We start from the raw sequence: 24,663 nt of genomic DNA, 5'->3' as shown, positions 1-24,663 counted from the left end.
ACAGAAGAGACTAGTCGTGAGACTCAGTCTCTTTCTCTTTATTATTATATGGAGTGCTGTTACGCAGCTCGACCTTGGAGTATGGACGTGGGAAGCCCTCGCCAGCAAAGAGCTCGGTAGCTCTACGATTGAAGTCCCAGAAGAGATCCCACATATCCGCATTAGCGCACCATACACGGATCATGATCGTATAGTTGCTCTCCGTCATATCCGAGATCACCGCCAGTACGCCTTGATCCTGTAGGATGCGTGGATCCTTGAGTAGCTCCGTCATAAGGATGCTCTTAGCACGCTCGAACGGCACGTCGTAGTCCACGAGAAACTTCCACTGACAGCGTCTAGTGGACATCTCGGAGGTGTTTTTGATTACGTTAGTGCTCAGATTACCATTGGGGAGGTAGATCTTCGTATTGTCCGTAGTCGTGATAGAGGTGTGGAAGATACCGATATCCTGTACCGTACCCTCGACATCTTGATAGACGATGTAGTCGCCAATGCGGAAGGGGTGCGTGATCAGGATGATAGCTCCACCCGCAAAGTTCTGTAGCTGCCCTGAAAGTGCCATACCAATGGCCACACCGAGAGAGGCGAGCAATGCGGCGAAGGATACAGCGGCAAAGCCCAGGATATTGATCACCACGATAACCAGTACAATCCAAAGACCAGCACGTGCTATCGAGCGGACGAAGTGTCGCAAGCCAAGCGCCTCGACACGCCTGTCCAGGAGTCGGGTGACGCCCTTCATGATAAGACCTATCAGCCAGCGACCTACATAAAATATGAGGATAGCTAGGAGGACGCGGATACCTATGTTAAGTGCTTTATCGACCCATGATCCGAGGGTGTCAGCTAGGTTAAAGTTGACGATACTATCGACGATCTCCTCCTTCGTCAGAGCTGTTGAGTCAGGGAGGATAATGTTTTCTGGATTTATCTCAGGCATATACTTCTATATAGTTGGTGCTGTCGCTCTTATTTGCGATAGCACTCAGTTAGCAGAGCCAAAGGTACAAAAAAGCAACAACTTGACCTCCCTGCAAAGGATAGCGTAGATAGACCTGCAAGGCGTAACACATTCGATGTGTGCACATAAAAGCCCCATACTCACAGGGTCGGAGTATGGGGCTTTGCTCGCTTTGGAGCTATTTAGATGCTTAGCGTATCAGCTTGATCGTTGCTCCTGCGATAGAGAGTAGATAGCTTCCTGCGGGGAGCTCGCAAGAGAGACGTCCCGCCTGGTCCGTTACGCCATGTGCTCGGAGCTGTCCTGCTAGGTCGTACAGCTCATAGCTCGTCTGGCTGTAGGGCGTCTCTATATCCCAGCCCGTAGCTGTCGGAGTAATCACCCAAACATTAGGACGGTCGGTCACGGGAGCGACGCCTGTATCTTTCTTAAAGGCGTAAGAGACGAAAATGTTGTTGGACAAGACGAAGAAGTATATAGTCCCAGCCTTATCTTCTGCTGTGAGCTTGGTCTTGTTGCCCCACTTGCAGTAATCGGGGATATAGCCTTCGTCTGGGACCAGTACGATAGAGCCTCCTACTGACCTCCTGATAGGTTCTGCAAAGTTGAACTTCTTATCACCGACTGCTATGTAAGCATGTCCATGAGGCTTCGTCGAGGCGTCAAAAATCTTCGCTGTCTCACACCCTTCGCTAGTGCTCTCGCTATCAGCGATCCAGCCATTGAGCAGAACTTTGTCGTAGGTCGTAGCTCCTGGCGTGCCTTTGAGCTGCACTCGATAGAGGCCCTCGCTGGTGTCACCTGCGGGGGGTAGCTGTATGAGCAGGTCGTTGAGATCACAAGCAGTGAAGCTGTTGTCTCGTACGTCTAGGCTATGTAGATTGAGCGCCAGCCCTGGGTAGGGGATGAGCTGTAGCTCAGTGAGCTTATTGCCATTAGCCTTGATGCGCTCTAGGTACTCGCTCTCGAGCTTTACTTGAGAGAGCTGACAATTCTCGATGTCCAGTACACGTAGCTTTTCGTTGGCAGAGAGATCTAGACTCTCGCCAAAGGCATTGCCACTCAGTACGGCTATCTCCAGCTTAGACAGAGATGCTAGAGCTAGAGCGGAGATCTGATTGTCGTTGCAGTTTAGGACGCTCAGGAGTGGTGTCTGCTCTACATGTAGCTGCGTGAGCTTGTTGTATCCGCAGTACAGCTCCTCTAGCTTGGGAGTAGCAGAGAGTGATAGCTCGGAGAGCTTATTGTCAGAGACTTGTAGCTCCTTGAGGTTGGGCAGACGAGAGAGGTCTATCTGCTCGATCTTGTTGCGAGAGAGACGGAGTGTCTCAATTGTTGCGGCATCTTCGAAGGCTACTGCGACGATCTTGCTAGCCGTAGCGTCTACGAGAGTCACGGGACCATAAAGCTTGATCTTAGCCCCAAGGTCTACCGTCTGGGATACGGTAAAAGGCTCATTAGCCTTGGGGATTGTATAGTCGCTAAGCTGGCCACTGCCCCAGTCGATCTGCACCTTGGTTCCGGCCTTAGCTGCAGCTATCTGGAGAGATAGATCTATCTCATCAATGTCATAGCCATCCTCGTCCTTACCTGGAGACTCCGTAGTCACAGACAGAGACATCGTCGTGGGCTTGTAGGGCAGCGTGATGTTATAAGTGTGCAGTCCGTTCTTGTAAAAGGCTAGATCAGGATAGCCAGCGTTAAAGAGCTTGGCACGTACCGTAATCTGGTGCGTGGTAGGATCCAGCAAGGACTCGTCAATGGTATAGACCCCAGGCTTGTCGCCAGCTACCACCTTGTCGGCAGGTATGGGCTGCCACTTATTGGCTGCATCCTTATAGAACCATGTGAAGGTCGTGGGTGTCGGTGCCTGCGCAATACCTTTGGCAGAGGCCATGTTGGAGAGATCGACCGTCATGTCTCGATACTGCGAGCGATCGACATGAGCGAAGTACATCTTCGAGACCTTAAAGTTGTCCAGTGGCGTCTCGTTGAGGTCTGGAAGCATATCATAGGTGAAGGCGCAGAACTGCAGAGTCACCATCTCTAGATGAGTCAAAGCCTTGCCTCCGATCAGCTGACGAGGATATGCCTTGTTGTTGAGACCTGTGATGACAAGCTGCTTGAGAAGAGGCGTATCGGTTAGATCGATGGTACGCAGCGTAGTACCTTGTAGCGAGAGACTCTCTAGAGCTGTGCAGCCTGATAGGTCTAGTTCCTTTAGCTGTCTACTGTCAGGGGTAGGTAGTAGCGGAGTAGCCCACTGGAAGGTCTTGAGCAAGCCTCTATTGGGAGGTAAGATGACTCGAGACACCTCGGCACCATTGAGCGTGATCTCCTCAAGCTTAGGACAAGCGGAGAAGTCTAGCTCTTCGCTCTCCATCAGAGCTGTGTAGTCACAGTTAAAGCGCTCTAGGAGGGGCGTAGCAATCTGTGTGACACCGTAGATAGCTTTGCTACTTGTAAAGCGTAGCGTGACTAGCTGATCTGCCGAGATGGCAATAGTGCGCTGTGTGTTACTAGGCTCTGCAAATGTGTGCTTAAAGGTTTGTAGCTTCTCAGCTTCGGGTTGCTCTAGTGTAGCGGTCTCACCGCCACCTAGGTCTATCTGCGCAGTCGCTCCTTGCTGAGCGAGGCGATAGACAAACGTGACCTCTGTCGCATCGGGCTTGACAAGCAGACGGACTGTCGCATCTTGCGCCATAGAGGTTAGGATACTCAAGAAGAGTACGGGAAGGAGTAGAAGTCGCTTCATAAAATGTAATGTAAAAGTTTGAGAGTGCCAAGGTACGAATTTTACTCCTCCCATACGACAACGCAATCCCTCCAACTTCTCAGACCTTACGAGTCACGATTGATAGGGAAGCCCTCCCGCTAATTCTTTGTCTGTGGGGAGTCGTCGAGCGGGGACGTTGTCCGCGCTGTCTGTATCGTGCTGAGTATGTTATATGTACGAGTTCCAAAAACAATTCCTCTCTTGGAACTTTTTAGTTCCAAGGGAGGAACTCTTTAGTTCCAGCGGAGGAACTTTTTAGTTCCAAGGGAGGAACTTTTTAGTTCCAGCGGAGGAACTCTGAGATCCCTACGTGGGGATTTTTCTTTTCCAACGGTGGAAAAGAAAATTTCCAACGGAGGAAAACTAAGTTTCCAAGGGAGGAAAATAAAATTTCCAGCGTTGGAAATTTATTTTTCCAAGGCTGGAAAGTTTTTGGAAACCTGTAGAGGAGGTTCCTTATTGACAAAGTAGGATAGACACCCCCTGTGTGAGCTTTAGAACAAGCTTATGACTTGAGATGTGGAAGGGAAGGGGCTAGTCGAAGGCGTTCCAGCCCTGAGCTTTGAGTTCGTGCTCGGCACGATCGGTCGATACCCAGCGACACCCCTCGGAGGCGTCCGTAGCGTGTCCTATGATAGAGACCCCCTCGATGGCCGATACTTGCCCGACCTGTGCCAGTGGCACGGTGAAGAGGAGCTCGTAGTCCTCCCCACCATTGAAGGCTGCCGTGACGGGCGACATATTCATCTCTTCGCAGAGAGCTATCGTCTCACGATCGAGAGGGAGTCGATCCTCAAAGACTCGCACACCTACCTGTGATCGCTCTGCTATGTGGAGCAGCTCGGAGCTCAGGCCGTCGCTGATGTCTATCATCGCTGTCGGCGTGACTCCCTGCTCGGCTAGCTTGCCACGCAACCAGCGCTGTGCTGACGGCATGAGCTGACGCTCGATCAGGTATTCGTACCCCTCGAAGTGTGGCTCAAACTCCTCTGTCGGTGCGCTGAGGAAGGTGCGGTGCTCTCGCTCTAGTAGTTGGAAGCCCATGTAGGCTGCGCCTAGATTGCCCGTGACGCAGATGAGGTCGTTGGGCTGAGCGCCAGAGCGCAGGACAGCCTCTCCCTTGGGGACAGATCCTAGGCATGTGATGCTGATGGCAAGCCCGTTTCGCGAGGCGCAGGTATCTCCACCGACTAGGTCGACTTGGTAGTGCTGGCACGCTAGTTCGATACCTTTGTAGAGCTCTTCGAGCATCTCGGTGGTGTACTTAGCTGAGATGCCTAGAGAGACGGTGATCTGCTGGGGTATGCCATTCATGGCGCAGATGTCGGAGACGTTGACCACGACCGCTTTGTAGCCTAAGTGCTTAAGTGGCATATAGGTCATGTCGAAGTGTACCCCCTCGAGGAGCATATCGGTCGTGACCAATAGCTCTTCGTTAGGCTGCATCTGTAAGATAGCTGCGTCGTCTCCCACAGCCATGCGGACACGGTCGGGAGATGTAATGGCAAACTGCTCGGTGAGCTTGCGGATTAGTCCAAACTCTCCCAAGTCAGAGATCGGTGTATTCATAGATTATTCCTTTTCCTCGTTCTCCTCTTGCTCCTCTTTTTGAGCTTGCTCTGATGTGAACTGAGCTATATGGCTCATGACCAACTCCCGCAGATCTTCCTCTCCGTGAGACCTGAAGCGTACCTGTATAGGTAGTCGGAGGAATCGCTCACGTAGCTCAGGACTCATATAGGACTCTAGCTCGAAGATCTTGACGGCGTCTTTGTCGGTACAGAGGAAGACGACCTCTGAGCCACGCACGAGGTAGTCTGTCAAGATGTTTTCCCACGTGGTGACATTGCGTCTCGAGTAGTGATGATGATCTCCGTAGGGGAGTGTCACCACACGTGAGAAGCCTCGCTCTACATAAGCAAAGAACTCCTCAGGATGTGATATGCCAGAGATGGCGATGACCACCGCATTGGTGTCTATCTTGGTGGGATCTGCATCTCTCTGGAAGATGGGTACGGGATCTTCATACTTAACTTCGCTAAAGAGGAGCTTCTGATGTGGGTAGAGATCTAACCGGCGCTCTGTAAAGGTGCAGTCTATCGGCTTGAGTAGGGTAGGACACTTGGTCACGACTACCACATTGGCACGATAGCGCGCACGTGCTGGCTCTCGCAGGCGTCCGGCGGGGAGTAGCACATCTTCCGTCATGAGTCTGTTGTAGCTAGACAGAAGTATCGAGAACGATGGCTGCACAGAGCGGTGCTGGAAGCCATCGTCCATCAGGATCACATCGGGACGCTGCGAGTAGGGCTGATTAACTAGGTAATTGATCGCTCGCACCCGGTTGCCATCCACGACGATCTGTATCTTGTCGCCAAACTTACGTAGGAGCTGCGCAGGCTCGTCACCTATGCGGCTGGCACTATCGCCCAGCTCGGCTACCTTAAGCCCAAAAGACTTGCGTCTGTAGCCACGCGAGACGATAGCTATACGCAGATCGCCCATAAGCATCCGTATGAGATGCTCTATCATCGGGGTCTTGCCCGTACCTCCCACGGCTAGATTGCCGACACAGATGATGGGTATGGGGAAGGTGTGACTCCTCAGACGCCCCATATTGTAAAGGCTATTGCGTAGCGACACGCCCACTCCATAAATACCTGAGAGCGGTAATAGCCATCTATTGATCTTGGGTGTCTGATCCATATTGTACAGGAGTCGAGAGGGTAGTCCGTATTGCTCTGAGAGACTAGAGATCTACTACTAGCGGTAGACGAGCTTGAAGTCCTGACATAGCGCGTAGCTCACGCAGCTGATCGATGTAGCGGATCTCGTCTTCGGTAAACCATGAGGTCATCAGCTTCATACGTACAGCTTGTGTCGATGTGCCGAAGAGCTCTTGGAGTAGATTGACCGCACGTCTTGAGTAAGTGATATGGTAAGTGTCATATCCAGCTTGCGATGCTGCATAAGCGATAGCATCTTGCAGGCCTCCTAGCTCATCGACGAGACCTAGCTCCAATGCCTGAGCACCAGTCCATACGCGTCCCTGGGCGATGGAGTCGACCTGATCTCTGGTCATGCCACGCCCCTCAGAGACACGCTTGAGGAAGAGCTCGTAGCCACGATTGACATACTGCTGGAAGAGCGCACGCTCCTCGTCTGTCCATGGACGATCGAGAGCGCCTAGGTCAGCGTGCTGAGCTGTCTTGACCACATCTTGGTGTACACCGACCTTGTTAGCGAGCTTGGTCGCATTAGGCACAACGCCAAAGATACCGATAGAGCCTGTTATCGTCGAGGGCTCGGCAAAGATGTAGCTAGCACCCGAAGACATATAGTAACCACCCGAAGCGGCGTAGTCTCCCATAGAGATGACGACAGGTTTGTTTTCGCTAGCCTTATGGACTGCGTACCAGAGCTGCTCGGAGATGTAGCTACTACCACCAGGCGAGTTGACACGTACTACGAGTGCATCGTAGTCGTCGTCTTCGCCCATCTCGAGGATACGGTCAGCGAGTTCGTCGGAAACCACTTTCTTGGTGTTAAAGGGAGAGTCAGCGACCTCGAGATTGATCTCGCCCTCAGCAAAGAGGACGCCCACATTAGCTCCTTGCTTACGGGCATCACCACGCGTAGCATACACATCGCGTAGAGATACGAAGTGCAGATCATCTTTCTCATCAACCCCTACGAGCGAGCAGAGCGTTTCCAGAGCCTGATCCTGATAAAGAGCACCATCGATGAGTCCATTAGTTAGGTAAGAGTCCGTAGACTGTACAGACTGCATACTATCTGCTAGAGACTGTAGGCGTACACTGTCTAAGTTGCGACTGGTACCTACCTCGTCTAGGATGCGACCCCAGATGTCTCCGAGATAAGAGGTGATCTGGGTGCGATTTGCTTCGCTCATACTATTGAGTATGTAGGGCTCGACGGCACTCTTGAAGGTTCCGACCTTAAAGACCATCATCTCCACACCGATCTTGTCCAGCAAGTCCTTGAAGAAGATAGCCCCGCCGGCCAAGCCATCGAAAGCGATAGAACCCTCCTTATTGACATAGAGTTGGTCGGCGACAGAGGCGAGGTAGTACCCCTTGAGCGAGTACATATCAGAGTATGATACGATGAACTTGCCGGTTTCCTTGAAATCTTCTAGAGCACCTCGGAGTGCCTCGGCTGAAGCAAAGCCACAGCCAGGATCGGTCATGTTAAGATAGATCCCCTTGATACGATCATCATTCTTAGCCTCGTCGATAGCCTCAAGGACGTAAGAGAGAGGCAGGTCGCTACTCCCGTCACTTTTGCTCAAGCCAAGATCAGCCCAAGGGTTTGATACATAGGTGTCAGATATGTGTGCCAGTTCGATCTTAAGTATGCTGCCCTCCTTGATCTGTCTGATATCGTTGTTTGCTCCGACGCTCAGAGCCGCTATAAAGCTGATCAGTACGATGACTGCTAGAGAAGCAAAGATGACACAACTTACGACGATGGCTAGTAGTGTGGCAAAGAAAGTCTTCCAGAATGAATTCATATAGTGTCTATGTGTAATATGTCCATTAGCGAGTATTAGCACCACAAAGGTAACAAATAGATATTGAATAAGCTACATTTGCTCTTCCTTTTATAGTAGCAAAGGCACCCTTCTGACGAGGAGTGCCTTTGCTCTTTGAAATGATGGTCCTGTAGGAGCTATCGCTTGACGATGCGGTGGAGCGTCGTCGTGCCGTCGGCAAGCGTCACCTGTAGGAGGTAGCTGCCGACAGCCCACGAGGAGGTGTCGATGGAGCGATCCGCTAGCACACCTTCCGAGAGGCGAGTGCCGTCGAGCGTATAGAGCTGGTAGCTACCTGTCACGCCATTCGTCTGAATCGTCAGATGATCCGTGCAGACCGTCGGGTAGACACGGACGGCATCCAGTGAGGTAGGCAGAGTTTCGACAGCAGAGATCTGACCATTCTCGTAGAGTGGCTTGACGCTGTACTCTTTGCCCGTTGCATTGGTGACTGTGTAGCTGAGGTCTTTCGTACGCCCTATCTCGGTGCCATCGGCATAGATGATATACTCTTTGACCACGGGCCACTGCGCTGGGTGGAAGCCACGAGCTATCGGTCCCGTCACATCAACAGGTGCGCCAGGCTCTGCATCGTCTATCATAAACTCGATGGCTAGGGCACCACCTTTAATAGGAAGGGCCCCATCAATGTCTGCGGGCATTCAGTAGTGCGTATCAAAGGAGAGGACGTTGTGACGACTGCTCCAGTCGGTCGCAGGCGTTGGGTCGATCATCGCTACATCACGCATGAAGTCCGTGCGAGTCTTGACCTGATAACCTACGATGAGCATCTCCTCAGGGCGTATCACCTTCGGCGTAAAGCCCTGTACCCAGAGCCATTTCTTCTGCTCAAACTTATCTCCGACAGGATAGCTTATGGCCGTTGTCTCATCGTCTTTGATCACTTCGTAGCAATCCAGATCTGCGATACTGGTGATGACATGTATATTCTGACCATTGCGCACGAAGAGTGTGTAGGTGTGCATATCAGGCGTACGCGCTGGTATAAAGCGCATTGCAGCCAAGCGGGTCTGCCCTAGAGGGGTGAAGTCATGACCATCGTAGCGGACGCCCAGGTAGACCTCCTTGTACTCAGAGTTTAAGCCAGAGTACTTTAGAGGAGCAACCCCCTTAGCTTCACTTTCGCTAGAGAGTGTGAGCTGAGAGATCAGCTGACGATTGACAGGCTTATGCCAGGAGAGGATCACTTGGCTTCCTTCCTTCTTCTGCTCAAACTGCGAGACACCCGCTAGGTCTGAGGTGAGGAAAGAGATATGACGAGGAGCTGTGTAGTGCCTTGTATCTTCCAGCCCGATGGTATACTGGTAGCGTAGTGTATAGGTCACGAGTCCGCTCTCGTCACTCGCCTGACTATCTGTATAGTGTCCTGTGCTGATGGGCAGAAGCGTGAGCTCCTTGCCGTTGCGCAAGATCTGTACCTCCGCTGTGATGTCTGCGGGCAGGGCGGTCATCGGTTGCCACGATAGAGCTACCTGACCATCCTGATATACGCCCAGTAGCTCCGTCACAGGAGCTATCAGCGTGGTGCCGGGCTTGTAGGCTCCAGACAGAGTCATCGCTGTGCCACGACCTTTAGGGTCTAGTATCTGTGCAAGCGGTTGTAGCTGCTGTGTGTTATCTTGCTTAGATCGTGCCCAGTGCTCACTTAGCTTGCCGTACCTATTTAGAGCATTGATCCCTTTATTACACTCAGCAGCTCCTCCTGAGAGCGTGCCGATGAGGAGACCCTTACTATTAAATAGTCCAGAGCCTGAGCTACCACCTTCTGTCACGCAGTGCCCATTCTCCGTCTTGGCATAGCGCACCTCAAAGTGTGCATTTTCTGCGCCCAAATTGTCATCTGTCATCCAAGTGCCACTTTTGAGAGGCTCTGTAATCGTAGATACCTTCATCACATCGCCACTCGGGTGGTGCAGTCCCTTAGCCGTAGGCTCTAGGGTACCAGAGCGATCCCAGCCGTTGTAGTAAACGCCGTAGTAGTCGGGTATCGGCGTTAGCGCCTCAACGAGTAGTCCATCGCTTCCGTGATCCATCGGTGACAGAGCCAGGCACTTAGCACCACTGATGGAGTAAGCCTGCTCGCCTATCCACTGATTGTTGGCACATTCAGGGCGCTCGTAGTGGAAGTTAAAGACCCACTGACGAAAGTCCTCTTCGCTCGCATTCATAACCTTGCCAGAGAGTATGTCCTTGTAGAAAGTACAGTGATGAGCGGTCATGATGAGCGGACGCCAATCCCCGTTCGTATTATTGACCAGCGTACCACTACAAAAAGCGATGTTACCATGGAGTACGACGACTATCTGCACGATGCCGTTCTTGACATCCTGCATATCAGCACCTTCAGGGCAGTTGACGTTCACATTGCAGACGCCCGAGGCACCCTCGCCAGGGATATTCTGAGGAGCTGCAACTGACTCGAAGAAGTAGCCGAGTTGCTTCAGCTGGATGTCGGCCAAAGCTCCCGCAGGCTCGTATTGTATGATCAGCGAATTACCTGCAATAGGGTTGGTGCCGAAGACTCCTCCATCGGGATTGCTCTCACTGGTGAAGGCTCCTAAAACCTGCTTCCTAGCTGGGTCAAAGAGATAGAGCCGATCGCCTGGCTGCAGGGCTAGCTTGTCAAATGAGAGTGACAGGCCCCGTGCGTCAGGAGCTGTGAGCTCTAGGTGATAGACGCTCCGCCCCTCGACTACCTCATGGGTCGCCTGCTGGTAGAAGTCTCCCGAGAGCGGTAGCATGCGCCCCACGATGAGCGGTGAGCCATCGTCTACCTGATGCCATTGCTCTGCTGCGCGTAAGTCCTGAGCGTTGAACGGAGGAATGACCTCGACCACACGATGTGATTGAGTGGTGATCGCAGGCACTCCGCCGAAAGAGATCTGCGCCTGCACCAAGGGGATACTGCAGAGCAAACAGAGCGTTGCTAAGAGTATGTTTCGAGTAAATCTATTCATAGAGAGATAGTGTTTTGATGCTGTAAAGGTACCCTTTTTCGACCATATACGACCTCAGACGAAGAGCTGAGCGACGTAGTGGACGATCGGTATCAGTATGGAGGTGAAGACCCCCATGATGCCAATAGCCAAGCCGCCGATAGCACCCTCTAGGGCGCCCATCTGAATGGCTACCGAGGTACCCACGCCATGCGCTGCTGCACCCAGAGCCAGCCCCTTAGCGATGCGACTCTCTATGCGTAGCCACTTAAAGAGTATGGGACCTATCACACCCCCGATGATGCCTGAGATGACCACCACCACAGCGGTTAAGGCAGGGATACCACCCGACTGCTCAGAGAGCGCGATAGCGATAGGGGTCGTGACCGAGCGCGACTCCATCGAGTGGGCTATGGGGGCTCCAGCACCTAGCGCATAAGCTAGTCCTACGGCACTGAGTATGCCGATCAGAGAGCCTACAAAGAGCGAGACCATGATCGAGACGACGCGCCCACGCAGGTACTTAGACTGCTCGTAGAGGATGTAGCCGAGTGAGACGACCGAGGGACCTAGGAGGAAGTCGATCAGCTGGCTCCCCTCCTTATACTCCTCGTACGATGTGTCTGAGAGATACAGCATTAAGATGAGCAAGCTTATCGTAACGATCAGAGGGTGAAAGAGTCCGATCCGCACCTTGCGGTATAGAAGTAAGCTGAGGAAGTAGATCCCTATGGTGAGAGGCAAGCAGTAGACAGGCTTGCTCAGGAGTTGTGTGACGAAGTCCATCATGCGTTGTCGTTAAGTGTTTCCTCTTTATGATGCCGCTCGAAGCGGTGCTGCATACGTCCCACGACTACCAAGACCAGTGCCGTGCTGACTACCATAGAGATCACGATGGCAGCCCAGTACTGCTTGATTAGATCCACTTGGGTGATCAGCCCCACACCAGCTGGGACGAAGAAGAGACCCATATTGAGGGTGAGAAACTTAGCGACGCTGTCCACCTTGTCCGGCTTGATCAGCTTCGTCTCTAGAGCTAGAAAGAGCAGTATCAGCCCGATCACACTCCCTGGTAGAAAGTGCCCGATCATCATGCCGATCAGTTCACCAACGGCAAAGAAAAAGAGCACCCAAAAGCATTGTACGAGAGACTTCATCTCTATAAAATCACGGTTAACTCAAAGATTGGACTGCAAAGGTAGTGAATTAGAGGTTAGAGATTAGAAGTGAGAGGTTATTGCTGTCCAGTAGGAGTTCTTTGAGGGGGCATCGAGTAGGTCGTCCTGCAGAAATGAGCTAACTATCAGTACCACTTGGGTGAAACTAAAGTTTCATACGGGAGAAACTCTAGTTTGGTCGAAGTCGAGTAGTCGGACAGCAATAGAAAGGAATAAAACTTAGGAGGAATGGAATGAAACTTCGGAGGAGTCTTCTCTCGCTCACGTGGAAAAGAAAAACAGCCACGTGGGGACTTCAAATCCTCCACGTGGCCATTTTGTTATTGCTAGAATCTAATTCCCTGAGACTACTGAGTTATTCGATAGTCTCTGTTAAGCTGTTATGGGGTTAGTACCCATATTACCTCAGTCTCATCAGCTGTGCCAGCCTGTGCGGTGACGAGCTAGCTACTTTGGCTTGTTGCTGTAGTAGTCGTGTATGAGGCGCTTAGCCTCGGCGAGGTCGGCTTTTTCATCGCCAGTGATGCCTACGCTCTGGGGCGAGGGTATCTGGATCTCGGTGCCGAGGGGGATGTTGTCGGGGTCTTCGATCTGCTCCTTATTGGCTAGGTAGATGTAGATCCAGTACTCACTACGACCTAGGTAGCGACGGGCATAGCGCGCTAGATAGTCGCCATTGCCGAGGGTCACGGTGGTGAGGATCTCCTGCTGAGCAGTCGTGTCGGCAGGTGGTGCGACGCTATCGATGGGTGCGACGGTGTCTATCGTCGGAGTCTTCTCAACGGGTGCTGTGGTACTGGCTGGTGGCGTGGCGACTGGATTCTGCGTCCTCTCTTCTCTGCCGAAGACGAAGAACCACAGCAGTAGTGCCATCAGTAGGACAGCGACTAGTGGGATGACGATCCAAAGCCACAGCCTGCGATTCGTTCGCTCGGAAGGGGTGGGCTGACTCTCTTGTGGCTCCTCTTTTCGATAAGGCGGTGGCGTGGTGACAGTAGCTTCAGGCTCGTTGCTTTCGCTAGTTGGAGGAAGCGGTGGCGTGGCAACGACGGTTTCTGTTTCGTTGCTTTCGCTAGTGGGGAAGGGTGGTGGCGTAGTGGGAGTTTCGGCTTGAGATTGAGGCGTCCAAGCGGGCGGAGTGGCCACTGGTTGGGGTACGTCTGCGCTCTCGGCGATACGACTGGAGATGATGGATGGGTAAGCCTGCTCTAGGCTCTCGGCCGGGTACTCCTCGACATCGGGCCAGTGAACGCCCTCCTTGAGCAGCGTGGGGGCAAACATCTCAAAGGGCTTGTTGACCTGCCGGAGCAATTCGTCGCAGGGTGTGAAGGCGTAGCTGGTCTCGCAGTCCTCCTCTTCACCCGCTATGGACTGTGGGGCGAAGGTGCCTAGTGAAGCCCACTCGAGGGTGTGTCCTAGTCGCTCGTGCATCTCAAAGAGCTTCGTGACATTGTTGTAGAAGCTCTGGATGGTCTGCGGTATCTGGGTCGCCCCTTTTGCAAGTAGTTCGCCGATCTCCTCGGCAGAGAGTGGTTGCTCTTGGTTGGTGATGCGTGGCGTCACGCGCGGGGGCATCAAGTAGCGCTCGCCACTAGGCAGTAGAGCGATGAAGGCGCTGTGACTCTCTGCGGACCAGAGGCCGACGCTACGCATATAGCTGGTGCTCCCCTGAGTGAGCCGCCCGATGAGTAGCGCAGTGAGGTCGCTCCATAGTTGCTGGCAGGTGGTCTGTGCGAGCTGGCTCTGCTCGGCGACTTCTAGGAGCCACTGTTCGGTCGTAATCATAGGATGAGATGCTCTGGGGATGTGGTTGCGATGAGGTCGTACTCCTCTACGCCTGTGATATCAGCTCGGTAGAAGGAGCCTACATGGAGCGGACGGTCGCTGCTGAGTATCACTTCGCCGTCCACCTCGGGGGAGTCGTACTGGGTGCGGCCAACGTAGTAGCCTTCTTCCTCTCGGTCAACGACTACCTCTAGCGAGGTGCCGACCCTACGGCTATTGACGCTGGCGGAGATGGTCGCTTGGAGAGACATTAGGGCGTCGTAGCGCTCCTGCTTGACCTCTGGCGGGACGTCATCTTGGTAGTGCTTGTAAGCGTAGGTGCCCTCCTCGTGGGAGTATTGGAAAGCTCCGAGCCGCTCGAAGCGCATCTGGTTGACGAAGTCGAGGAGATCGGCAAAGTCTTCGTCCGTCTCTCCTGGATGCCCGACCATCATGGTGGTGCGCAGGGCGATGCCGGGCACTTGCTCGCGGATGCGCTCTAGCAGGGCGACGGTCTCCTCACGGGTGATCTGCCGACGCATCAGCTGAAGCATGTGATTGCTACTGTGCTGGAGTGCGAGGTCGAGGTACTTGCAGATGTTGTCATGCTCTGCCATCACATCTAGCAACGCAAGGGGGAAGTGGTTCGGATAGGCGTAGTGTAGTCTGAGCCAGTGAGCGCCCTTTACCTGAGCCAGGCGGTCCAGTAGGGGAGCGATAGCTTGCTTTTGGTAAAGGTCTACACCATAATAAGTGCTATCCTGAGCGATGATCTGAAACTCCCGACAGCCCGCGGCGACGCGCCCTTCGACCTCTCGGACTATCTCCTCCATGGGACGGGAGTGATGAGGGCCGGTGATGAGCGGGATAGCGCAGTAAGAGCAGGTGCGATCGCACCCCTCAGAGATCTTGATGTAGCTATAGTGTCGAGGCGTGACGCTAGGCGGAGGCGTTCGGTAGGATAGTGGCGTGGCACCATCTGCGCTGAGTGCCGGCCCTAGGTCGGTGATGAGTTGCTTCCAGTCATACTTGCCATAGATCTTGTCCACCTCAGGGAGCTCGGCGGTTAGCTCCTCACGAAAGCGTTCGCCCAGGCAGCCCATCACATAGACAGCCCGGATGCGACCCTCTTTTTTTGCCTCAATGAGAGAGAGGATCAGGTTGATCGACTCCTCCTGAGCCGCCTGTATGAAGCCACAGGTGTTGACGACGGCTATCTCACCGGTCAGTTCCTCGGGGTCGTGACGTAGCGTGTAGCCGTACTGAGCGAGCCGATGCATGAGCGCATCGGAGTCGACGAGGTTCTTAGAGCACCCTAGACTGATGACATCTATTTGGTTGGCAATCATCGCAGAGCTGCTACTGGGCTAAAGCTCATCGCCAAAGATGGAGTCGACGAACTCACGCTTGCGAAAGACTTGTAGGTCCTCAATCTTCTCGCCTAGTCCGATATACTTGACCGGTACCTTAAACTGGTCGGAGATGCCTATGACGACACCGCCCTTTGCCGTGCCGTCGAGCTTCGTGATAGCAAGCGCAGAGACATCGGTGGCTGCGGTAAACTGCTTCGCCTGCTCGAAGGCATTCTGACCCGTAGAGCCATCGAGGACGAGGAGTACTTCGTGTGGAGCATCGGGAACTACCTTTGCCATGACACGCTTGATTTTAGAGAGCTCGTTCATCAGGCTCACCTGGTTGTGTAGACGACCAGCCGTATCGATGATGACCACATCGGCATCCTGCGCCACAGCCGACTGAAGTGTATCGAAAGCTACCGAAGCGGGATCCGAGCCCATCTGCTGCTTGATGACTGGCACGCCGACACGCTCTCCCCATATCTCTAGCTGCTCGATGGCAGCTGCACGGAAGGTGTCCGCAGCACCCAGTACGATGCGCTTGCCCTGCTGCTTGAACTGATAGGCGAGCTTGCCGATGGTGGTTGTCTTGCCCACGCCGTTGACGCCAACGACCATGATGACGTAAGGATGCGCATCTGCGGGGAGTGTGAAGCTCTCTCCATCGGTCGTGCCATTCTCCGCAAGGAGTGCCGCGACTTCGTCACGCAGGATGCTTTTGAGCTCGCTCGTGCCGACATATTTGTCACGAGCCACACGCTCTTCGATACGCTTGATGATTTTGAGCGTTGTGTCTACGCCCACATCACTGGTCACGAGTATGTCCTCCAGGTCGTCGAGGATCTCATCATCGACCTTGCTCTTGCCAGCTACGGCACGAGTCAGCTTGTCTACCATTGAGGTCTTGCTCTTTTCAAGACCTGTGTCGAGTGTCTCTTTCTTCTTTTTTGAGAATAGTCCGAATAGTCCCATAGTTGGTCTCTTTCTTCTAGGTTTAATGATTAGTCCATGCGAGACTTGTAGTCCGAGTAGTCAAAGCTACGGAGCGTCTCCACGGAGCCGTCAAGATGACGCAGCGCAATGGCGGGATGCTGTACCCCGTTGAACATGTTCGTCTTGACCGTCGTGTAGTGTAGCATATCCTTGAGGACGAGCGTCTCGCCAATATCCAGCGGATGGTCGAAGGTCCAGTAGCCCATATAGTCGCCGCTCAGACAGCTATTGCCTCCTAGACGGTAGCTGTGCGTGCCAGCCTCGGGTGTATCGCACTGTGTGGCACCCTCCACGACTGGATGGTAGGGCATCTCAAGACAGTCAGGCATGTGGCAGGCGAAGGAGACGTTCATAATCGCCGTCTTGATGCCGTCGTTGGTAACAATATCCACCACCTGAGCGTAGAGGTCGCCCGTCTGCCACGCGAAAGCACTGCCCGGCTCCATGATAATTCTCAGGTTTGGGTGCCGTTCACGGAAAGCACGCAGCAATGCCACTAGATGCTCCGTATCGTACTCCCGATGCGTCATCAAGTGTCCGCCCCCGAGGTTGAGCCACTGCACCTTGTCTAGGATAAAGCCAAAGCGCTCCTCGAGACGCTCCAATACAGACTCCAACTGCTTGTCATCACCTTCGCAAAGGACGTGCAGATGCACACCCTCTAGTCCTGTCAAAGCACCCTCTTGCTCCATCTGTCGAAGCGTCTCGGAACTCACGCCGAAGCGTGTCCCTGGCATGGCGGGGTTATAGATCTCCGTCTTGACAGGCGAGTAGGCTAAGTTTAGTCGCAGACCGTAAGAGATGTGCTCGGCGGCGTAAGGAGATGCCGGACCGAAGTGCTGCCACTGGGTGGGCGAGTTGAGCGTGATATGACTACTGTAGCGCACGAAGTCTGCGATATTGTCCTCGCTGTAAGCGGGTGTGTAGGCATGCACGGGCGCTCCCATCTCCTCGTAGCCTAGGCGAGCCTCCCACGGCGAGCTAGCCGTGCTGGCGTGGATGTACTCCTTAAATATAGGGAAGGTGCGCCAGAGAGCGTACGCCTTGAAGGCTAAGATAATCTCCACGCCCGCCCGCTCTGCTACGGATCGTATCAGCTCGAGGTTACGTCTCAGGAGAGACTCCTCTAGTAGGTAGTAAGGTGTGGTCATCTTGTGGGGTTGCATAGGGAGCATAGTACTTAATCTCCTGCAAAGGTACTAAATAGCAAGTGTAGCACCAAAAATCGCAGATTTAACGTATTAAGTTTGTGGTATAGCATAAAGTTCGCTACATTTGCATGCCATCAATATAGATTTTTATATGGAAAAGCTGAATCGTATAAAAGAAGTGCTTGATAGTCGGGGCACAACTCAAACTTGGTTAGCCAAGCAGTTGGGCTGTCATTTTAGTACTGTAAATGCCTATTGTAGTCAAAGGCTACAGCCGAGTTTGAATACACTCGCTGAAATAGGTAAGATACTGAATGTCGATTTGAAAGACCTGATTACTGACAAAGAAGAACGAGAGACGAACAATTAATGTGTATGGCTAGAACTCATTTTTTCAATAATACAGATGGCAACTCCCTCTTTGCAAAATTGAGGGGCATTGCACAGAATATGCCTAACTTCGACCGATTTCTGGCTGTCGTAGGCTTCTTCCGCTCGTCTGGCTACTTCAAGCTCCGCAAGGAGTTAGAAGGTGGCGATGGTAAGGATGTGGAAGAAATCAAGATATTAGTGGGTATCAACATCGATGATATATTCCGCAGGCACAACAAGGCTCTGCTCTTCCTCTCTGACGAGGAGAAAGCCATGAGTATCTATGAACAAGACTTTGTGGAGGATATTAAGAATGCTCGTTACACCCCCGAAGTGGAAGAAGGTATCATGACCATGATTCAAGACATAGCTGATGGTCGCCTGCAAATGCGCATTCATGCTTCAAAGAATTTACATGCCAAGTTCTATCTATGCCTACCCAATAACCATAATGAGAATACGGATGGTTGGGTTATCATGGGTTCGTCAAATATCTCTGATTCAGGTCTGGGCTTGACACAACCGCCAAGATATGAGCTGAACGTATCCATGAAGGACTTTGAAGATGTTGACTTTTGCCATGAGGAGTTCAAAAGATTATGGGAAGAAGGTGTGCCTTTGACGCTTGATGATATTGATGCCTTCAAAAAGAAAACCTATTTGGGCTATCAGCCAACTCCCTACGAACTGTTCATCAAAGTACTCATCGATGCCTTTGGTGATCAGGTCGAAGATGATTTCACGATTCAACTCCCTGATGGTGTCAAAGATTTGAAGTACCAAAAGGACGCTGTAATACAGGGGTATCAGATGCTTCTCGACCACAACGGATGCTTCCTTGCCGACGTCGTTGGTCTTGGTAAGACAATGATTGCTACTATGATAGCTAAGCGCTACATAGAAGCCAATGGTCGTAATACCAGCATTTTGGTTGTATATCCTCCTGCTCTGGAAGATAACTGGAAGAGCACGTTTAAGTTGTTTGGTATCAAGAAGCACGCCCAATTCATCACCAATGGTAGCTTAAATAAAATCCTTGAAGGGAAAGACCAGTATAAGGATAAGGAAGAATTTGACCTTATTATCGTGGACGAAGCGCACGGCTTCCGTAGCGATAGCGCCAACAAATATGACGAACTACAGAAAATCTGCAAGTCGCCTTGCTGTAACCCTGGCTTGCTGCGCAGCACTCAGAAACGAGTGATGCTGCTTTCTGCTACCCCTTTGAACAATCGTCCTGAGGACTTGCTCAATCAGCTCCTGCTCTTTCAGAATAGCCAAAGTTGCACGATTGATGGTGTGCCCAACTTGAAGGCATTCTTCACTCCCATTATCACGGACTACAAGAAGCTGATGAAGGAGCGTGAGACACGCAATGTGACGGATGATGTGGATAAACTCTATGACAATATTCGTAAGAAGGTGATTGATAAGGTAACTGTACGTCGTACACGTAACAACATCCTGAACGACCCTGATTATTGCAACGATATTCAGGAACAGGGCATTGTATTCCCTAACATTTTCCCTCCCGTACCTTTGGAATACAAGATGGATGAAGACACCAGCAAGCGTTTCTTTGAAACACTGGCTACGCTTTCGGACGAAGAAAACCCTAAGCACCTTGAATACGCTCGTTATCGTGCCATTGAGTTCTTGAAGCCCGAATTTCGTGCCCGATTTGGTAATGCTGTTCATGTAGCCCAAACATTGGCAGCCATCTATCGTGTTCACATGGTGAAACGACTGGAAAGCTCTTTCTATGCCTTCAAGAAATCATTGGCCACACTGCTGCGCATCACGCAGGATATGATCAAGATGTTCGAGGAAGACAAGGTCGTCATTGCCCCTAAACTCAACGTCAAAGACTTGATGATGAAGGATCTGGAACTGGACGAAATTATTGAATTTGCTATTAGTAAGGGATATAATGAAAGTGAGTTCCTCTTCAAAGCAGATGATTTCGACCCCTCATTCCGAGAAATGCTTGAGAATGATGTCAAACTCCTGAAGGTGTTGAATGAAGACTGGGCAAAAGAAAACGAAGACCCTAAGTTCGACGAGTTTAAAGCACATCTGATGCCAGACTTTTTGGATAAAGATAAAAACCCTGAAGAGAAACTGGTCATCTTCTCTGAAAGTGTAGATACCCTGACCTATCTTTACGGTCGACTGACCGAAGAGCTGGGGCGCAATGACGTACTGATGGTAACGGCTAAGAACCGTAACGACATGAAGGAGCGCATCAAACATAACTTTGATGCCAACGACAGCACAGATAGTCGTGAATACAATATCATCATCACGTCGGATGTATTGGCCGAAGGAGTCAACTTGCACCGTTCCAATGTTATCATCAACTACGATTCACCTTGGAATGCCACCAGACTGATGCAGCGTATTGGTCGTGTGAACCGTATCGGATCGAAAGCAGAGAACATCTACAACTACATGTTCTACCCGTCAAAACAGGGTGACCATGAGATTCAGCTATATGCCAATGCTTTGGTGAAGCTGCAAGGTTTCCATTCTGCCTTTGGCGAAGATGCTCAGATTTATTCTAAGGAAGAAATCGTTAGGCAGTTTGAAATCTTTGACAGCAAGGTAAAAGACTCAGTAGATAAGAAGATTGCCCTGCTGCGTGAGGTGCGTGAACTGTATAATAGCGACCGAAAACTCTACCACAAGATTAAGGCACTTCCCATGAAGAGCCGTGTACTTCGAGACAACAAGAAACGTGCAGGCCAGACCATTGTCTTTGTGTCATCCAACGTCAAGACTGAGTTCTATCTTGCAGAAGAAAACAACGTGCATATCATCGACTTCTTGGATGCCGTGGATTATCTCAGGGCCAAACCCGAAGAGAAGGCATTGCCCTTCACGAACGAAGAAGCACATTATAAGAATGTCAACAAGGCTTTGGAGAAGTATGTGCGCGATTTTGTGGAGGTAGCAGACACCAATACGGTTGTTCGCACCGACCTTGACAAGGTCTCGTTGGAAGCCAATAACTTCCTGCGCACTGTGAAGCAGATTTCTCAGGATGCTACTCTCAAGAAGCATTGCGATACACTCATGGCTTTTGTAACAGCCGGTGTCTATCAGAAGTTACCGAGATACATCCGTGAATTGGCCCGTGAGTATAAAAACGATAGGGCGAAAATGAAGCAAGACGAATTTGTTTTGCAATCAAAACTCGATACTTTGGTGTCTGAGTATAACACGCAAGACAAGTACAAAGAAGGCAACCAAGTGGCCATCGGTGACCCTCAAATTATTATTTCTGAATCTTTTATCTGATTGAAATATGAACTATTCAAAAGAAGATTTCAGAGCTTTATTTCAGGCAAAGTTCGACTATAACAAGTGGTTTGCTATGCTGAGGGATTTCTTCAAGGCTGACGAACTGCGTACTACGGCAGAGCCTATTTCCGACCCTGCCGACTGTGATAAGGGTTGCTACATTGGTGCCATCAATACCAGTGATAGCTATCGGATTGGTCTGTTCTATTACGAAATAGGTCATAGCAATGTGGCTCGTAAAAAGGTAGGCCTGCGCAATCTTGTGCGTACTTTCATCAATTCCAAGTGGGGGCAATTTGATGCCGCCCTTGCTGTCTTCTCCGATGGCAAGCACTGGCGCTTGTCTTTAATCAGCGATATTAAAGGCGAAGCTACAGCAGTCAAGCGCTATACCTTTGTCTTCGGTGAGAAGGACAACCTGTACCGTACTGCTATCGAGCGCTTTGCACTCATCCGTTCAGAAGGACCCTCGTTTGAGGTACTAAAAAAAGCATTCTCTGTTGAAGCACTCACCGAGGAGTTCTTTGGCTTGTACAAAGAGCACTATGAGCGTTTTTGTGACTTCATTTATCAGAATGCAGATGATAGACGTTATTTCGGTCCTGAGTTTGCTCAGTGGAATAGCAATGAGGACAGCCAAAAGTACATCCGCGACTACGTAAAGAATTTGATGGGACGCATTGTGTTCCTACAGTTCCTTCAAAAGAAGGGCTGGATGGGTGTGCCTACCGATAGAAATGATTGGGCAGGCGGTGACCCTTACTTCATGCAGCATCTTTACGACTATGCCACCGAAGCGCAGAAGGAAGACTTCTTGGATCAAGTACTCGAACCCTTGTTCTTTAATTGCCTCAATGTGCTCCGCCCTAATGATGTATTCGACACCAACGTCAATGGTATCGGCACTGTCAAGGTACCCTATCTAAATGGTGAACTCTTTGAACAAAAGGAGGAGGATAAGGCGCAGTCAAAGTTTCCCAAAAAGTACTTCCACGACCTGCTGAACCTCTTCTTGCAGTACAACTTCACCATCGACGAAAACGACCCCAATGATGCGGAAATCGGCGTTGACCCTGAAATGTTGGGCAAGATTTTCGAAAACCTTTTGGAGGACAACAAAGATAAGGGCGCATTCTATACGCCCAAGGAGATTGTGCGCTATATGTGCAAGGAGAGCTTGATCTCTTATCTTTGCTCGAATAATGGCGTGGAGCATGCCGACTCCATTAAGACGTTGGTCAACAACCACCAGCTGACGGACAAACTTCAAGAGGATGTCCAGACCTGCGAGTGCCTGAACAAGCATTTGCGCAACGTGAAGGTGTGTGACCCTGCCATCGGTTCGGGCGCCTTCCCTATGGGCTTGATGAATGAAATATTTGCTTGTCGCAGTGTGCTGCATGAGAATATTGAGGAAACCGACGAAGAAACGAGTGGTCAAATCAAGCGTGAGATTATTCAGAATAATATCTACGGTGTGGATATTGAGCAAGGTGCTGTAGATATTGCTCGCCTGCGCTTCTGGTTGGCACTTGTGGTGGACTCTGTAAAGCCGGAACCGCTGCCTAACTTGGACTATAAGATTATGCAGGGAAACTCTCTGATTGAGAGCTACAAGGGGTTAGACCTTTCCAATCTACTTCATAACAATTCTTTATTTGTTGCACCCAAAGCGGAAGAGCTTGGCAAGTATATGAAGAGGTATTTCCGAGCCACTGACAACGAGGAAAAACGTCAACTTCGTGAAAATATAGACTTTGCCGTAAAGCAGTGCATTGATGCGGCTGGTATTAAGGATACTGTAGAGCTTCCTAATACTGATTTCTTCTTGTGGCATACCTATTTTCATGATGTGTTTAAGGAGGGAGGCTTTGATATAGTTATCGGGAATCCGCCGTATCTACGCATACAGGGTATCCGAAAGAGTGATTCTGCTTTTGCTGACCTTCTAGGTCAAACCTTTACGTCTGCAACTGGTTCCTTTGATCTTTATGTTTGTTTTGCAGAACAGGCTCTTAATATGATTCAACAAAAAGGAGTGGTCAATTTCATTATGCCTGTAAAATGGACCAATGCAGCCTTTGGCAAAGGCTTGCGTAAAGTGGTTGCATCACGCAAGGCTATGTCGCGCATTATTAACTTCTCTGAATATCAAGTATTCAATGCTTCCACCTATACAGGATTACAATGGTTTATTCCCGAGAGTGAGCACTTGGATTACAACGAGCTGAAATCAGACCTCAAGACTAATGATGAACTGAATACGTATCTGCAAGGGTTAAATGATTTCGGACAAATAGACGCATCAAGTCTAACATCCGATGCATGGGTGCTTACACAAGGTGCTATAACGGCTGTACTTCAAAAGCTAAATGAACAACCAAGGCGAGTGAGCGATGTGTTTTCAAAGATATTCCAAGGTCTTGCAACTAGCAAGGATCCCGTCTATTTCCTTAATCATTGTCGAGAAGAGAATGATATCGTTTATGGATGGTCTGCTGAACTAGACAAGGAGGTAGCTGTGGAGAAAGGCATAGTACGTCCTTTGCTAAAAGGCGATGATGTACATCGCTATGATGATATTAAGACGGAGAGAGTGGTGATTTTTCCGTATGAAAGGAAGCCAGATTCTAAGGTCGTTTTAATGAAAGAAGACTATTTATCTCAAGACTTCCCTAAGGCATACTCTTACTTAAAAGAATGCGAAGATGTTCTTAAAGCTAGAGAGCACGGTAGATTCGATATCAAAGGAGAATGGTTCCAATTTGGAAGGAAACAAGGTATGGATGCAGCAGATAATGAGAAGTTAGTAGCACCTGATATATCAATGGGTGGTAATTTTGCATATGATGTAAATGGACAATTCTATCAAACAACCACCATTTATGGATACCTCAGAAAAGAAGGTGTCAAAGATAGCTACAAATTTTTGTTGGCTTTGCTCAATTCAACACTCTGTTGGCGTTTTTTGGTAAACACTGGTACGGTATTGGCTAATGGATATTTCAGATATAAACCTGACTATATCAAGCCTTTCCCTATTCCTGCTTACGAGGCAGTGCAAAATATTGAGAGTAGAATCACAACGCTCGTAGACAACATCCTATACTCCAAGCGTCTCGACCCCTCTGCCGACACTACTGCCGACGAGCAAGAAATCGACCGCTTGGTATATCATCTTTACGGTCTCACCTACGATGAAGTGAAGATAGTAGATCCCGAAACTCCGATAACAGAAGAAGAATACACTAAGGAGGCCTAATCTATCGACTTTATCCAATTGCGTCCACACTGC

The 24,663-nt window shown here is 50.7% G+C and carries 16 protein-coding genes; 3 read left to right on the top strand and 13 right to left on the bottom strand.

The genetic code is table 11. The features are described 5' to 3' along the window. Positions 1–10: 10 nt before the first annotated feature. The 13 genes from RDM37_RS00495 to nspC form a co-directional block, all read right to left on the bottom strand. Positions 11–943 carry a mechanosensitive ion channel family protein gene (locus tag RDM37_RS00495; protein WP_308554223.1) on the bottom strand — a complete coding sequence of 311 codons (933 nt, stop codon included), beginning with the start codon at positions 941–943 and terminating at the stop codon, positions 11–13. Positions 944–1,154: 211 nt separating this feature from the next. Continuing rightward, a complete protein-coding gene (locus RDM37_RS00490; protein ID WP_308554221.1) occupies positions 1,155–3,719 on the bottom strand; it encodes a hypothetical protein in 2,565 nt (854 codons plus the stop codon). 555 nt (positions 3,720–4,274) lie between these two features. Further along, positions 4,275–5,309, bottom strand: a complete 1,035-nt coding sequence (gene thiL, locus RDM37_RS00485) for a thiamine-phosphate kinase (protein ID WP_308554219.1) — start codon at positions 5,307–5,309, stop codon at positions 4,275–4,277. A 3-nt stretch (positions 5,310–5,312) separates the two neighbouring features. Further along, positions 5,313–6,446 carry a tetraacyldisaccharide 4'-kinase gene (gene lpxK, locus RDM37_RS00480; protein ID WP_308554217.1) on the bottom strand — a complete coding sequence of 378 codons (1,134 nt, stop codon included), beginning with the start codon at positions 6,444–6,446 and terminating at the stop codon, positions 5,313–5,315. 43 nt (positions 6,447–6,489) lie between these two features. Continuing rightward, a complete protein-coding gene (gene sppA / locus RDM37_RS00475) occupies positions 6,490–8,274 on the bottom strand; it encodes a signal peptide peptidase SppA (RefSeq protein ID WP_308554216.1) in 1,785 nt (594 codons plus the stop codon). Positions 8,275–8,432: 158 nt separating this feature from the next. Further along, entirely contained in the window at positions 8,433–8,957 is a 525-nt protein-coding gene (locus RDM37_RS00470; RefSeq protein ID WP_308554214.1) for a T9SS type A sorting domain-containing protein, read from the bottom strand. Next, positions 8,958–11,273 carry a T9SS C-terminal target domain-containing protein gene (locus RDM37_RS00465; protein ID WP_308554212.1) on the bottom strand — a complete coding sequence of 772 codons (2,316 nt, stop codon included), beginning with the start codon at positions 11,271–11,273 and terminating at the stop codon, positions 8,958–8,960. A 54-nt stretch (positions 11,274–11,327) separates the two neighbouring features. Further along, positions 11,328–12,041, bottom strand: coding sequence for an LrgB family protein (locus RDM37_RS00460; RefSeq protein ID WP_308554210.1), 714 nt, complete (start codon positions 12,039–12,041; stop codon positions 11,328–11,330). Continuing rightward, entirely contained in the window at positions 12,038–12,409 is a 372-nt protein-coding gene (locus RDM37_RS00455) for a CidA/LrgA family protein (protein WP_308554208.1), read from the bottom strand. The genes RDM37_RS00460 and RDM37_RS00455 overlap by 4 nt, the downstream gene beginning before the upstream one ends. Positions 12,410–12,877: 468 nt before the next feature. Next, positions 12,878–14,215 (bottom strand): hypothetical protein, encoded by a 1,338-nt coding sequence (locus RDM37_RS00450; protein ID WP_308554206.1) that lies wholly within the window; start codon positions 14,213–14,215, stop codon positions 12,878–12,880. Then, positions 14,212–15,543 carry a 30S ribosomal protein S12 methylthiotransferase RimO gene (gene rimO / locus RDM37_RS00445; protein ID WP_308554204.1) on the bottom strand — a complete coding sequence of 444 codons (1,332 nt, stop codon included), beginning with the start codon at positions 15,541–15,543 and terminating at the stop codon, positions 14,212–14,214. The genes RDM37_RS00450 and rimO overlap by 4 nt, the downstream gene beginning before the upstream one ends. An 18-nt stretch (positions 15,544–15,561) precedes the next feature. Then, a complete protein-coding gene (gene ftsY, locus RDM37_RS00440; protein WP_298542250.1) occupies positions 15,562–16,521 on the bottom strand; it encodes a signal recognition particle-docking protein FtsY in 960 nt (319 codons plus the stop codon). Positions 16,522–16,550: 29 nt separating this feature from the next. Next, positions 16,551–17,717 carry a carboxynorspermidine decarboxylase gene (gene nspC / locus RDM37_RS00435; RefSeq protein ID WP_308554202.1) on the bottom strand — a complete coding sequence of 389 codons (1,167 nt, stop codon included), beginning with the start codon at positions 17,715–17,717 and terminating at the stop codon, positions 16,551–16,553. 127 nt (positions 17,718–17,844) lie between these two features. Between nspC and RDM37_RS00430 the strand changes: the two genes are divergently transcribed. Genes RDM37_RS00430 through RDM37_RS00420 form a run of 3 tightly spaced genes read left to right on the top strand, consistent with a single transcriptional unit; the run spans position 17,845 to position 24,630 of the window. Beyond that, positions 17,845–18,063 carry a helix-turn-helix transcriptional regulator gene (locus RDM37_RS00430; protein WP_308554200.1) on the top strand — a complete coding sequence of 73 codons (219 nt, stop codon included), beginning with the start codon at positions 17,845–17,847 and terminating at the stop codon, positions 18,061–18,063. Between the two features lie 5 nt (positions 18,064–18,068). Then, complete coding sequence (locus RDM37_RS00425) at positions 18,069–21,365, top strand: helicase-related protein (RefSeq protein WP_308554198.1); 3,297 nt, start codon at positions 18,069–18,071, stop codon at positions 21,363–21,365. Between the two features lie 7 nt (positions 21,366–21,372). Further along, positions 21,373–24,630, top strand: a complete 3,258-nt coding sequence (locus RDM37_RS00420) for an Eco57I restriction-modification methylase domain-containing protein (RefSeq protein ID WP_308554196.1) — start codon at positions 21,373–21,375, stop codon at positions 24,628–24,630. Positions 24,631–24,663 lie beyond the last annotated feature (33 nt).

It is taken from the genome of uncultured Porphyromonas sp., from assembly GCF_902489635.1.
GTDB lineage: Bacteria > Bacteroidota > Bacteroidia > Bacteroidales > Porphyromonadaceae > Porphyromonas.
This window is presented reverse-complemented; position numbering and strand designations above follow the sequence as displayed.

Bases quoted from the DNA above. Each gene is read 5' to 3' on its own strand.
- RDM37_RS00460 (WP_308554210.1), bottom strand. From the start codon at position 12,041: ATGATGGACTTCGTCACACAACTCCTGAGCAAGCCTGTCTACTGCTTG.
- lpxK (WP_308554217.1), bottom strand. From the start codon at position 6,446: ATGGATCAGACACCCAAGATCAATAGATGGCTATTACCGCTCTCAGGT.
- thiL (WP_308554219.1), bottom strand. From the start codon at position 5,309: ATGAATACACCGATCTCTGACTTGGGAGAGTTTGGACTAATCCGCAAG.
- RDM37_RS00490 (WP_308554221.1), bottom strand. From the start codon at position 3,719: ATGAAGCGACTTCTACTCCTTCCCGTACTCTTCTTGAGTATCCTAACC.
- sppA (WP_308554216.1), bottom strand. From the start codon at position 8,274: ATGAATTCATTCTGGAAGACTTTCTTTGCCACACTACTAGCCATCGTC.
- ftsY (WP_298542250.1), bottom strand. From the start codon at position 16,521: ATGGGACTATTCGGACTATTCTCAAAAAAGAAGAAAGAGACACTCGAC.
- RDM37_RS00450 (WP_308554206.1), bottom strand. From the start codon at position 14,215: ATGATTACGACCGAACAGTGGCTCCTAGAAGTCGCCGAGCAGAGCCAG.
- RDM37_RS00430 (WP_308554200.1), top strand. From the start codon at position 17,845: ATGGAAAAGCTGAATCGTATAAAAGAAGTGCTTGATAGTCGGGGCACA.
- RDM37_RS00495 (WP_308554223.1), bottom strand. From the start codon at position 943: ATGCCTGAGATAAATCCAGAAAACATTATCCTCCCTGACTCAACAGCT.
- RDM37_RS00425 (WP_308554198.1), top strand. From the start codon at position 18,069: ATGGCTAGAACTCATTTTTTCAATAATACAGATGGCAACTCCCTCTTT.
- RDM37_RS00465 (WP_308554212.1), bottom strand. From the start codon at position 11,273: ATGAATAGATTTACTCGAAACATACTCTTAGCAACGCTCTGTTTGCTC.
- RDM37_RS00470 (WP_308554214.1), bottom strand. From the start codon at position 8,957: ATGCCCGCAGACATTGATGGGGCCCTTCCTATTAAAGGTGGTGCCCTA.
- RDM37_RS00455 (WP_308554208.1), bottom strand. From the start codon at position 12,409: ATGAAGTCTCTCGTACAATGCTTTTGGGTGCTCTTTTTCTTTGCCGTT.
- RDM37_RS00420 (WP_308554196.1), top strand. From the start codon at position 21,373: ATGAACTATTCAAAAGAAGATTTCAGAGCTTTATTTCAGGCAAAGTTC.
- rimO (WP_308554204.1), bottom strand. From the start codon at position 15,543: ATGATTGCCAACCAAATAGATGTCATCAGTCTAGGGTGCTCTAAGAAC.
- nspC (WP_308554202.1), bottom strand. From the start codon at position 17,717: ATGCTCCCTATGCAACCCCACAAGATGACCACACCTTACTACCTACTA.